Annotated in this window: 11 protein-coding genes and 1 pseudogene; 7 read left to right on the forward strand and 5 right to left on the reverse strand. The window is 69.1% G+C overall.

Going from position 1 to position 11,156, the window contains the following annotated elements:
* Nucleotides 1–221 precede the first annotated feature (221 nt).
* Nucleotides 222–1,664, reverse strand: a complete 1,443-nt coding sequence (locus ACOMG5_RS01220) for a multicopper oxidase family protein (protein ID WP_420341951.1) — start codon at nucleotides 1,662–1,664, stop codon at nucleotides 222–224.
* Nucleotides 1,665–1,711: 47 nt separating this feature from the next.
* On the reverse strand, nucleotides 1,712–2,026 hold the full coding sequence (locus tag ACOMG5_RS01225) for a hypothetical protein (RefSeq protein ID WP_420341952.1): 315 nt from the start codon (nucleotides 2,024–2,026) through the stop codon (nucleotides 1,712–1,714).
* Nucleotides 2,027–2,177: 151 nt separating this feature from the next.
* Between ACOMG5_RS01225 and ACOMG5_RS01230 the strand changes: the two are divergent.
* Nucleotides 2,178–3,062, forward strand: a pseudogene (locus ACOMG5_RS01230) (IS5/IS1182 family transposase).
* Nucleotides 3,063–3,175: 113 nt separating this feature from the next.
* On the opposite strand, the gene ACOMG5_RS01235 reads toward ACOMG5_RS01230, so the two are convergent.
* Entirely contained in the window at nucleotides 3,176–4,312 is a 1,137-nt protein-coding gene (locus tag ACOMG5_RS01235; RefSeq protein ID WP_420341953.1) for an MFS transporter, read from the reverse strand.
* Between the two features lie 227 nt (nucleotides 4,313–4,539).
* On the opposite strand from ACOMG5_RS01235, the gene ACOMG5_RS01240 reads away from it, so the two are divergent.
* Nucleotides 4,540–5,145 (forward strand): 50S ribosomal protein L25/general stress protein Ctc, encoded by a 606-nt coding sequence (locus ACOMG5_RS01240; protein WP_420341954.1) that lies wholly within the window; start codon nucleotides 4,540–4,542, stop codon nucleotides 5,143–5,145.
* A gap of 246 nt (nucleotides 5,146–5,391) precedes the next feature.
* On the opposite strand, the gene ACOMG5_RS01245 is transcribed toward ACOMG5_RS01240, so the two are convergent.
* The gene (locus ACOMG5_RS01245; RefSeq protein ID WP_420341955.1) at nucleotides 5,392–6,072 is read right to left on the reverse strand and encodes a fumarylacetoacetate hydrolase family protein; all 681 of its coding nucleotides are present in this window, start codon (nucleotides 6,070–6,072) and stop codon (nucleotides 5,392–5,394) included.
* A gap of 390 nt (nucleotides 6,073–6,462) precedes the next feature.
* Here ACOMG5_RS01245 and proS point away from each other — a divergent pair, with 390 nt between their 5' ends.
* From proS to ACOMG5_RS01270, 5 genes are all read left to right on the forward strand, one after another.
* Nucleotides 6,463–7,800 carry a proline--tRNA ligase gene (proS, locus tag ACOMG5_RS01250; RefSeq protein WP_420341956.1) on the forward strand — a complete coding sequence of 446 codons (1,338 nt, stop codon included), beginning with the start codon at nucleotides 6,463–6,465 and terminating at the stop codon, nucleotides 7,798–7,800.
* A complete protein-coding gene (locus tag ACOMG5_RS01255; protein ID WP_420341957.1) occupies nucleotides 7,800–8,285 on the forward strand; it encodes a DUF2937 family protein in 486 nt (161 codons plus the stop codon). Before proS ends, ACOMG5_RS01255 begins: the two co-directional genes overlap by 1 nt.
* A gap of 106 nt (nucleotides 8,286–8,391) precedes the next feature.
* Nucleotides 8,392–9,684: a lipoprotein-releasing ABC transporter permease subunit gene (locus tag ACOMG5_RS01260; protein ID WP_420341958.1), complete on the forward strand. Its 1,293-nt coding sequence runs from the start codon at nucleotides 8,392–8,394 to the stop codon at nucleotides 9,682–9,684.
* The gene (locus ACOMG5_RS01265) at nucleotides 9,677–10,357 is read left to right on the forward strand and encodes an ABC transporter ATP-binding protein (protein ID WP_420341959.1); all 681 of its coding nucleotides are present in this window, start codon (nucleotides 9,677–9,679) and stop codon (nucleotides 10,355–10,357) included. The genes ACOMG5_RS01260 and ACOMG5_RS01265 overlap by 8 nt, the downstream gene beginning before the upstream one ends.
* Nucleotides 10,357–10,680 carry an arsenate reductase family protein gene (locus ACOMG5_RS01270; RefSeq protein WP_420342064.1) on the forward strand — a complete coding sequence of 108 codons (324 nt, stop codon included), beginning with the start codon at nucleotides 10,357–10,359 and terminating at the stop codon, nucleotides 10,678–10,680. Before ACOMG5_RS01265 ends, ACOMG5_RS01270 begins: the two co-directional genes overlap by 1 nt.
* Before the next feature lie 242 nt (nucleotides 10,681–10,922).
* Here the strand turns inward: ACOMG5_RS01270 and ACOMG5_RS01275 are convergent, their stop codons facing one another.
* On the reverse strand, nucleotides 10,923–11,129 hold the full coding sequence (locus ACOMG5_RS01275; RefSeq protein WP_420341960.1) for a cold-shock protein: 207 nt from the start codon (nucleotides 11,127–11,129) through the stop codon (nucleotides 10,923–10,925).
* Between the last annotated feature and the right edge of the window lie 27 nt (nucleotides 11,130–11,156).

The following is an 11,156-nucleotide window of genomic DNA, read 5'->3' on the forward strand; positions in this document are numbered from 1 at the left end:
GCTGCATGTGCGGCGTTTTGCGGCGGCCTGCTGCGGTCTGCGGAATCCGTCCCGGGAGGAAGGCGGCTCCGTGGGGCGGTCGTGTGCTGCGCTCCGCTTGGCCAGCGGGCCGAGGCGGAATGGGCGGGCGGGCTTCTGCGGCGTGCCGTGAAGGCATGCAGCGGGGGGGCGATACCCGCCTGCGCCGGGTGGCCGGGGGCGGGCGCGCCGCCCCCGGCGCCTCAGGCCGAGATCGCGAGTTCGGTCATCATCCCGGCTGCGAGGTGGCCCATGTGGTGGCAGTGCAGCATCCATGGCGCCGCCTCGCCCGCATCGAAGGCGATCGTCACGCTGCCCATCGCGGGCACATGCACCGTGTCGCGCAGCGCGCCTGCGAACCGGGAGCCGTTGACCTCCACCACCTGAAACACATGGCCATGCAGGTGCATCGGATGCGCCATCATCGACATGTTGTGGAACATCAGCTCCACCCGCTCGCCGCTTCTGGCGGCGATGGGGAGGCGATCTTCCCAGACCCGGCCGTTGATCGTCCAGACATAGGGCTGCATCGCGCCGCCGAGCATCACCATCTGGCCGTTCTGCAGCGCCCGCGGGGGCAGCGGCGCCGCTGCGCGCAGGGAAAGCTCCTGCGTCATGTCGCCGGAGACGGGCGGATGCGCTGCATCCGACAGGGGCGCGAGCTTCGGCACCGTGGCGCCGGGCGGGGCGAGGATAATGCCGGTACGCTCGCGCGCGCCCTCGCGCAGCGCCAGTACCGGAGCCGCGGCGCCATCGTCGGGCAGGTCGATCTCGAGATCGAGCCGCTGCGCCGGGGCCACTGAAAAGCGCCGCCCCGCGAGCGGCAGCACCGGCTCGCCGTCCACCGCCACGAGCCGCGCCGCCGCGGCGCCGGTATCGATCCAGAAGGCGGTCATCGCGGCGGCGTTGATGACCCTGAGCCGCACCCGGCCACCGCGGGCGACCGTAATCACCTCCGGGTCATCGAGGGTTCGGTCATTGGCGAGATAGGCATCGAAATCGTAATCGTTGAGATCCATCGCCATTCCGCCCATGCCGGGCATTTCGGCCATATGCGGCATCCCCGCCATCGGCGGCGCGGAATGGTTCATCGCCCCGTGGTCCATTGCCGTGCCGCCGCTGACCTCGGCCAGCACCTCCTGCGGCGTGCGGAAGCTGAAATCATGCAGGAACATCACCACCTCCTGCCGGTCCGCCGCGGCCTCTTCGGAGCGGCGCACGATCAGGGGCGCGGCCAGCAGGCCGATCTCCTGTTCGGGGATGTGGCTGTGCATCCAGAAGGTGCCAGGGCGCGCGGCGAAATCATAGGCGCGGGTCTCGCCCGGCTTCAGCATCGGGTTGGTGTTGGGCACGCCGTCCTGCGCATTGGGCGGGATCTGGCCGTGCCAGTGCACGATCGTTTCTGTATCGAGCGTGTTGGTCAGATCGGTGCGGAACCGCTGCCCGGGATCGAGGATGAGGCCGGGGCCACCCTGCGCATTGGTGAGGCCGAGCACGGTGGCGGCGCGGCCCTGCACCTCGATCACGCGGGTGGTGGCCGAGAGGGCGAAGCCCTCGGGCGCGGCGCGTACCCGGGCGGGCAGGGTGAGAGACGCCGCAGCAGCGGCGGAAGCGGCGAGAAAGCCGCGGCGGGAAATCAGGGTCATGATGAGCTCCAGAACGAGGATGGGCGGAAGGCCGGTCTGTTCGGGGCTCAGAGGCGGGGGGGATGCGGCTCGGGGAGGGGCCAGAGCGAGGGCGCGGTTTCGGCATAGGGCAGGGCCGGCAGAGCGGCTGCGCGCGTGCGATGGGGCGCGGGGGCGGCCGTGGCAGGCAGCATGCTCAGGCCAAGGCAATGCGCGCGGCAGAGGTCGTCCGGGGCGATGGGCTGGCGGGTCTCGCAGCCCGCGTGCTGGGCCATGACGTGGGGTTCAGGCGGGGCTGCGCGCGCGGGTGCCGCGGGCAGGCCGACACCGAGCGCGAAAGCCACGACCAGGAAGAGACGCAAAAGGGCAGCCAGAACCGACATGGCGCGAGCATATCGCGATCGGGCGCGCGCGTCAGGTCATATCTGCGTTATGGCATCCGGCCGCGGCCTTTGTTACGCTTCTGAAATAGCCTGTTTTGACAGTAGTTTAAGAACATTCTTCACCGTCAGGACGGCAAAGGTACTGGTGATCATGCGCGGGACGGACGAGGCGAGCGGATCGCTTTTCAGCTATGTGGACCTCGCGGCGCGGATCTCGGCCCGGCATCCCCTGCGCAAGATCCGGCAGATCGTGAATGATGCGTTGGTCAGCCTGGATGGCGAGTGCGCGGCTCTCTACACCGACTTTGGGCGGCCCTCGATCGCGCCGTTTCTGTCGGACGACCACTTCTCGGTCGATGGCACGCTGGCGAAAGCCTGGGCTTCGATGAAGAGCTTCCAGCCAAAGGCGGAGTTCCCGCCGCCCGACGACGATCCGGCCCGCCTGTCCGAACCCGACACCGTCCCCCACCGCCAGAGCCGCAATGCCGAGGCCGACTTGCGGGGCGAGAAGCGGTCCAACGCCCCCCATGCCTCCACCACGATCCGGATGCCTGGCTTTGCAGGAAACCCCCGGGCACGGGCGCCATGCTTTGCCTTATCGGTCATGCGCCGATGGAGAACAGGTCCGGCTTGATCGTGCAGGGTGACCTCACGCGGGCCGATGGTCGTGCTGAGCGACGTGCCGCCATCGACATGATCGATGCCTCTCTGCTGGCGCGATCAGGCGGTTGACGGTTGGGGCCGGCAAGGGCTTCGACAGCGCCGACCTTGTGGCAGAGATGCGCAGGGCCTGCGCCCCCCGCATGTCGCCCGAAAGGCGCGGCAGTCCGCCATTGATGGGCGCACCAGCCGGCACGAGGGCTACGCCCTGTCGATCAGGCCCTGCAAATGGATCGATGAGGCAGTCGGATGGGCCAAGACCGTCGGTGGCGTGGCCCAGGCCATCTGGCGCGGCATGGAACGCGTGCGGTCCCGCTTCATCCTCACCATGGCAGCCAACCCCCTCGCATCACTGCCAAGGCGCCTCATGGTGTGACGAAGAGCAGAGGCTGAGGGCTGCCATCCCTTTGCCCTGGGCGCCCGAGCCAATCCGTCGCAAAACGCGATGACAGAAAGCCGTTCCGGACCCGAGACTTTCTCAGCGGCCTGCTAGGGATGCCGTCGCAACCCGCGCAGCGAGACGAGGATCGTCAGCACCACCAGGGCGATGGCCGCGAAGGCGAGCCGCAGGCCCATGGTTTCGGCCATGAGCCCCATCGCCACCGGGCCGATGAAGAAGCCGGTGAAGCCGATCATCCAGGCCCGCGCGATGGCGATGGCGAGCTGTTCGGGCGCGACGCGGCGCCCGAGCAGCGAATTCGCCGAAGGCACCAGCACCGCGATCCCGGCGCCGACGACAGCGACCCCGGTCACCGCGAGCCATTGCACGGGGGCGGCCGCGATGAGCAGCGCGCCCACGGCCGCGAGCAGCGCCGAGCCCGCGACCAGCCGCGCCTCGCCGAGCCGCAGCGCCAGCATCTGCCCGGCCATGCGGCCGAGGCCCATGGTGAGGCCCATCGTCGCCGGGCCGAGGGCGCCTTCGCCGGGGCGCCCGCCAAGCGAGCGCTCGATATGCAGCGCCGACCAGGCCTCGGTGGCGTTTTCTGTGACGAAGGCCGCAAACAGGATCGCGGCCGCGGGCAGCACGGCGGGCCAGGGCGTGCGGGCCGCGGGGCCGCCGGCGCCGGGCGCGGCGGGAACGCTTCGCTCCCAGGTGAGCGGGGCCATGGCCAGCAGGGCGAGCCCGACCGCGGGCTGGATCTGCTCGGGGCCGAGGCCCGCGCGCCGCGCCAGCCCCACCGCGAGCGCAGCGACCGCAAATCCGAAGGAGAACATCGCGTGGTTGAAGTTCATCAGCGGCAGGCCGGTGCGCGATTCCGTTTCCGAGACGCGCACGTTCACGGCGATGTCGAGGCTGGACATGGCGGCGCCCATCAGCACCAGGACCACCGCCATGCTTGCGGCGGAGTGGATGCCCACCGGCAGGAAGGCTGCCAGCGCCAGAAGCCCGGCCGAGACCGGCAATGTGCGCGCGCCGAGCCAGCGGCGCAGCCGCGGCGCCATTGCCATGGCCGCCATGCCGCCCACCGCGGTACAGATCAGCGCCGTGCCCATCTGCGCATCGCTGACATCGGCGCGCAGCTTGTAGGCCGGGACCATGGCGGCGAAGCTGCCCCAGAAGATGCCGATGGCGCCCAGCCCCGGGGCGGTGCTGCGGCTTGCTGCCGCGGCCTGTCGCAAACTCATGTCCGTCTCCTCTGGTCCGGCTCCGGCTAGCACGGCCGCGGGGGCGGGGCAAACCGGCAGGTGGCGATCCTGCGCCAGCTTTGTTACAGCGGTGCTGCGCGATTGGGCCTGTGCGGTGGGCCTGTGCGATTGGGGCTTGCAAAATTCCGGTTTTGCCCTTACGGCCACGCGCTCGTGGGCCTGCACCCTTGGAGGAGGCCCGGAACGCCAACTGAAGGAATTCGCAAATGGCAAAAGAGATCGAAACTCTCGAAGCCGTCGTGCGCACGGGGACGGGCAAGGGGGCCGCTCGCGCAGCACGTCGTCAGGGTCTCGTGCCCGGCATCGTCTACGGTGACGGCAAGGAGCCGGTGGCTCTGAACTTTGACTACAACAAGCTGCTGACCCGCCTGCGCAAGGGCCGCTTCATGTCCACCCTGTTCAACCTGAAGGTTGAAGGCCAGGACGACGTGCGCGTGATCTGCCGCGGCGTGCAGAAGGACGTGGTCAAGGACCTGCCGACGCATATCGACTTCATGCGGACGCACCGCGCCTCGCGCATCAACCTGTTCATCCATGTGAACTTCGACAACCAGGAAGCCTCGCCGGGCCTGAAGCGTGGCGGCACGCTGACGATCGTGCGTCCGGAAGTCGAGCTGGAAGTGCTGGCGAGCGACATCCCGGACCACATCACCGTGGACCTGACCGGCAAGCAGATCGGCGATGTGATCCACATCAACGACGTGGTGCTGCCGGAAGGCGTGAAGCCGACCATCGAGCGCAACTTCGTGATCGCGAATATCGCGGCGCCGTCGGGCCTGGTTTCGGCCGAGGCTGCGGAAAGCGAAGCCTGATCCTTCCGGATCGGTGACGGATCGGACGCGGGGCCATCGGCCCCGCGTTTTCTTTTGCGCCGCCGCATCCGGCCGGGTTTTTGCGCGTGGGGTGTGCCAGAGGCGGAGGCGTGCCAGGGGGCGGGCTGCGTGGCGGCCGCAGGGCCTGCCACCCCGGCCGCCACGCGCGTGTGGGAACGCTCCCCGTGAAGGGGATGCAGCGCTTTCCACCCCGGCTGCCGCACGTGGGTGAATGCCGGGGCGGGGCTATTCCGCCGCCGCGATGCGGAGCGAAATCGGCGCGAGCCCGTCGATGCCGCCGGTGATCTCGTCGCCCGCCACCACGGGGCCCACGCCCGCGGGCGTGCCGGTGAGCACGAGATCGCCCGGGCCGAGGTGGTAGTATTGCGACAGATGCGCGAGCAGCTCGCCCACCGGCCAGATCATGTCGTCGAGGTGGCTGTCCTGGCGCAGGGTGCCGTTGACCGAAAGCTGGATCCGCTGATGGCCGACGCGGAAGCCCCGGGTGAGCGGGGCGAATACGGCGGAATTCTCGAAATCCTTGCCGAGATCCCAGGACAGGCGCTTGTCCTTGAACACATTCTGCAGGTCGCGCCGGGTCATGTCGAGCGCGCAGCCCGCAGCCCAGATTGCGGCTTCGGCGGCGGTGGGCGTGGCGCGGAACAGCGGCGCTCCGAGAGCGAGGGCGAGCTCCATCTCGTGGTGCAGGTTCTGTGTGCCCGGCGCATAGGGCACGCTGGCGCCGGAAAGCACCACGGCGAAGGGCGATTTGGTGAAGTAGAACGGCGCTTCGCGGTCCACCGCGGCGCCCATTTCGGCGGCGTGGGCGGCATAGTTGCGCCCGACGCAGAAGATCCGGCGCACAGGGTAGGAGCCGCCGCCCTGAACTGGGATCTGTGGCAGGGCGGGGACGGGGAACTCGGTCATGGCAGCCTCCATAGGGTGGCGCCAAGGTGCCGCGCGGGCGCGGGGAGGGCAAGGGGGAAGGGCTGGCGCCTGCGCCGGCAGGGGGGCGGCCCGCAGGCGGAGGAGAGATGCGCTTTCTCAGCGGCGCTGTTCGGGCCGCCGCCTGTGCGCGCAGATCTGGGGAAGGCGCAGCGGGCAGGGCCGGGGGCGATGGTGACGTTGGGAGGAGCGGGGTCGCTGCTCCGGGGCGGCATCATCGGCCCCGGGGGAGGATGTGGCTCCGGCGTTCTGGCGCAGGCCCGGGGCTGCACGCGGGCAGGGATCGGCGCCGGGGCGTCAAGCGGCGCTTGCCCCGCGCGCGGCTTTCCTCTAGGCCAGATCGCGACCCGAAACCTGATACCGGACCCGGACATGCGCCTTTCCCGCTACTTCCTCCCCGTTCTCAAGGAAAACCCCGCCGATGCGCAGATTGCCTCGCACCGGCTGATGCTGCGTGCCGGCATGATCAAGCAGCAGGCGGCGGGGATCTATTCCTGGCTGCCGCTGGGCTTCAAGGTGCTCAAGCGCATCGAGCAGATCGTGCATGAGGAGCAGGCGCGCGCGGGGCATATTCCGCTGCTGATGCCGACGCTGCAGCCCGCGGACCTGTGGCGCGAATCCGGCCGCTACGATGCCTATGGCCCGGAAATGCTGCGCTTCAAGGACCGGCACGAGCGCGAGATGCTCTATGGGCCCACCAACGAGGAGATGATCACCGACATCTTCCGCGCCCATGTGAGCAGCTACAAGGACCTGCCGCTGACGCTCTATCACATCCAGTGGAAGTTCCGCGACGAGGTGCGCCCGCGCTTCGGCGTGATGCGCGGGCGTGAATTCTACATGAAGGACGGCTACAACTTCGACCTGACCCGCGAAGACGCGCTGCATGCCTACAACCGCCACATGGTGAGCTACCTGCGCACCTATGAGCGCATGGGCCTGACCGCGATTCCGATGCGCGCCGACAGCGGCCCGATCGGCGGCGACGATACGCATGAATTCCTGGTGCTGGCGAAAACCGGCGAATCCGAGGTGTTCTATGATGCGGCGGTGACGGATCTGAAGCTCGGCAACCGGGCGGTGGATTTCGACAACCGCGCGGAAGTGGCGGGGATCTGCAAGGAGTTCACCACGCTTTATGCCCGCACCGACGAGACCCACGACGCCGCACTCTTCGAGCAGATCCCGGAGGAGCGCCGCCGGGTGGACCGGGGCATCGAAGTGGGCCAGATCTTCTACTTCGGCACCAAATATTCCGAGGCGATGGGCGCCACCGTCGTCACCCCGGAGGGCAACCGCGTGCCGGTGGAGATGGGCTCGCACGGGATCGGCGTGAGCCGCCTCGTGGGGGCGCTCATTGAGGCCAACCACGACGACAACGGGATCATCTGGCCCGAGGGCGTGACCCCGTTCCATGTGGGCATCGTCAACCTCAAGCAGGGCGATGCGGCGACGGATACCGCCTGCGAGGCGCTTTATGGCGCGCTGCGCGCGGCGGGGCTCGATCCGCTCTATGACGACCGCGACGAGCGGGCGGGGGCGAAATTCGCCACCATGGACCTGATCGGCCTGCCGTGGCGGATCACCGTGGGCCCGCGGGGCCTCGCGCGCAACGTGGTGGAGCTGACCTCGCGCCGCAGCGGCGAGAGCGAGGAAATGACCGCCGAGGCCGCCGTGGCGAAGATCACGCAGATCTACGCGGGGCTGTGATGCTGCGGGTGCTGTCGCTGATTGCGGGGCTGGCGGGGGGCGTGGTCATCTCGCAGTTCCCGGAATTCTCGCAGCAATATCTGCAGCGTCTGGGCGGGCAGGCGGAGGCTTTGGCGAAAGTGGTGGCGGCGTTCGACGCCTCCGCCACGCAGGCCGGGCTCAGCCGCGAGCAGGCCCTGGGCCAGATTGCGGGCACCGGGTTTCTCGAGGCACATCAGGGCGATATGCGCGGCGTGATCACACGCGCGGAGCATGCGCAGGCGGATTATGCGCTGCTGCGCGCGGCGGGGCCGCTGGAGCGGCTGGCGCTGCCGCAGCGGTTTCGTGATGGCGAGACGCTGGCCGCGACCTGGGCCGATTTCCGCCCCGCAGTGCCGGTCACGCCCGATGGGCTGATCTGCGCCGCGATCGGCTTCCTGCTGGGCTGGGGCGGGCTGCGGGGGCTGGCTGCGCTGGCTTTGCGCCCGTTCCGCCGCACCGCCTGAGCGCGAAGCACCCGCACCGATCCAGGCCTGCACCGATACGTGAAGGCCGGGGCCTTGACCCCGGGCCCTGCGCAGGCCAGCTTGCGCCGACTTTCAGGAGCCTGTCATGGCCGCACGCACCGCGCCCTTTGCACCTTTCGAATTCATGATCGCCTGGCGCTACCTGCGCGCGCGGCGCGCCGAGGGCGGCGTCTCGGTCATGACCTGGATCAGCCTGATCGGGATCATGCTCGGGGTGGCGGCGCTGATCATCACGCTGGCGGTCCGGGCCGGGTTCCGCGCCGAATTCGTGGATACGATCCTCGGCTCCAACGCCCATGTGACGGTCTATTCCGCGCCGCAGGAGGTGGTGCCGGGATCGGGGATCTTCTCGCCCCTGATGCGCGATTACAGCGAGCGCGCGGCGCGGATCCGCGCGGTGCCGGGGGTGACGCGGACGGCGCCCCTCGTGCGCGGCCAGGTGATGGTGACGAACAACGACCGCTCCAATGTGGCGGAGGTCTATGGCATCAGCGAGGCCGACCTGAAGACGATCCCGCGGGTGGCCGATCCGAAGACCGGCTATGGCGATATCGACCGCTTTGGCGAGGGCATTGCCATGGGCTCGGAGCTCGCGCGCGAGCTCGGGGTGATGGTCGGCGACAAGGTGCTCCTGATGTCGCCCAACGGGGTCAAGACCGCCTTTGGCACCAGCCCGCGGGTGAATGCCTATGAGGTGGTCTATGTGTTTACCGCCGGGCGCTGGGACATCGACAAGACCCGGGTCTACATGCCCTTTGCCGAGGCGCAGAGCTTCTTCAACCGCGAGGGCGGGGCGGATGAGATCGAGGTCGATGTGACCGACCCGGAGAAGGTGGACCGCTGGAGCGCGCAGATCCTGGAGGCGGGCGGCGCGGGCACCATGCTGTGGAGCTGGCGCGATGCCTCGGGCAGCTTCCTGCGCGCGCTCGATATCGAGGACAATGTGATGTTCGTGATCCTCTCGGTGCTCGTGCTGATCGCGACGATGAACATCACCTCCGGGCTGATCATGCTGGTGAAGAACAAGGGCCGCGACATCGGGATCCTGCGCACCATGGGGCTCACCGAGGGCTCCATCATGCGGGTGTTTTTCCTGTGCGGGGCCTTCACCGGGGTGCTGGGCACGGCGGCTGGGGTGGCGCTCGGCGTGCTGTTCGCGGCCTATATCGACCAGATCATGGCCTTCGTGAACTGGCTGAACGGGGGCGGGGTGTGGGACCCTTCGATCCGGGGGATCTATGCGTTGCCTGCGAAGCTGCAGCCCTGGGACGTGACCAAGGCGGTGGGGCTGGCGCTGGGCCTGAGCTTCATCGTGACGATTTTCCCGGCGCGCCGCGCCGCGCGCATGAACCCGGTGGAGGCGCTGCGCTATGAGTGACGTGCTGCGGCTGGAACGGCTGGAGAAATCCTACAACCGGGGCAAGCCCGGCGAGATTGCCGTGCTGAAGGGCATCGATCTGGTGATCCCGCGCGGGCAGGTGGTGGCGCTGGTGGCGCCTTCGGGGGCGGGGAAGTCCACACTGCTGCATATTGCGGGGCTGCTCGATACGCCCGATGCCGGGCGCGTGGTTCTGGGCGGAGAGGATCTGAGCGGGGCCGGGGACCGGCGCCGGACCGAGGCGCGGCGCAACGAGCTGGGCTTCGTCTATCAGTTTCACCACCTGCTGCCGGAGTTTTCGGCGGAGGAGAACGTGGTGCTGCCGCAGCTGGCGAATGGCGTGGCGCGCGGTGCTGCGCGGGCGCGGGCGCAGGAGCTGCTGGGCCGGGTTGGGCTTTCGGGGCGGACGGCGCACCGGCCTTCGGCGATGTCGGGGGGGGAGCAGCAGCGCGTGGCCTTCTGCCGGGCGCTGGCCAATGCGCCGAGCCTGCTCTTGGCCGATGAGCCGACCGGGAACCTGGATCCGGGCACATCGGACACGGTGTTCGGGGTGCTGATGGAGCTGGTGCGCGAGACCGGGCTCTCGGCGCTGATCGCGACGCACAACCTGGAGCTCGCCGCGCGGATGGACCGGGTGGTGCGGCTCGAGGCCGGGCAACTGACGGAGGCATGATGATCCTGTACGGCATTCCCACCTGCGATACCTGCCGCAAGGCGCGCGCGGCGCTGGAGGCGGCGGGCCATGCGGTGCAGGTCCGCGACGTGCGGGCGGAGCCGCTTTCGCCTGCGGAGACGGCGCGGTTTCTGGAGGCCTTCGGCGAGAAGCTGGTGAACCGGTCCTCCACGACCTGGCGCGGCCTGAGCGAGGCTGCGCGGGCGGAGGCGCCTGCGGCGCTGCTCGCGGCGCATCCGGCGCTGATGAAGCGGCCGGTGCTGGTGGAGGGCGAGAAGGCCACGCTGGGCTGGGACAAGGCGGCGCAGGCGGCCTGGCTTTGACGCAGGCAGCGCTGGAGAAGGCACTGCCGGACCGCCCGCCGGCGGGGATTGCCGGGCTGGAAGCCGCTTCGCCGGCGTCTCGGGAGATGCGCAGCCAGTCTGCTACCGTGGGCCAGAGGGCGCTGCCATGGGCCGCTGCGGATGCGGTGATTTCCGAGGGCCGGGCGATTGGCCTTTCGGGAGACCAGGCAAACGGCCCGCGGGGCACACGGGCCGTCCGGGATGCTGAGGCGTGAAGCCGCTCAGAGCAGCTTCAGATCGCCCGCCGAGGACCGGCCGTCGCGGCCAGAGATCAGCTCGTAGCTGATCTTCTGATTGTCGGCGAGAGCTTTGAGCCCGGCGCGTTCGACCGCCGAGATATGGACGAACACGTCCTTGCCGCCGCCATCGGGCGCGATGAAGCCGTAGCCCTTGGTTGTGTTGAACCATTTCACGGTGCCAGTGGCCATTACCGTACACTCCTTCAAACATTCCCG

The organism is Paenirhodobacter sp. (assembly GCF_041916475.1).
In the GTDB taxonomy this organism is placed as follows: Bacteria; Pseudomonadota; Alphaproteobacteria; order Rhodobacterales; family Rhodobacteraceae; genus Rhodobacter.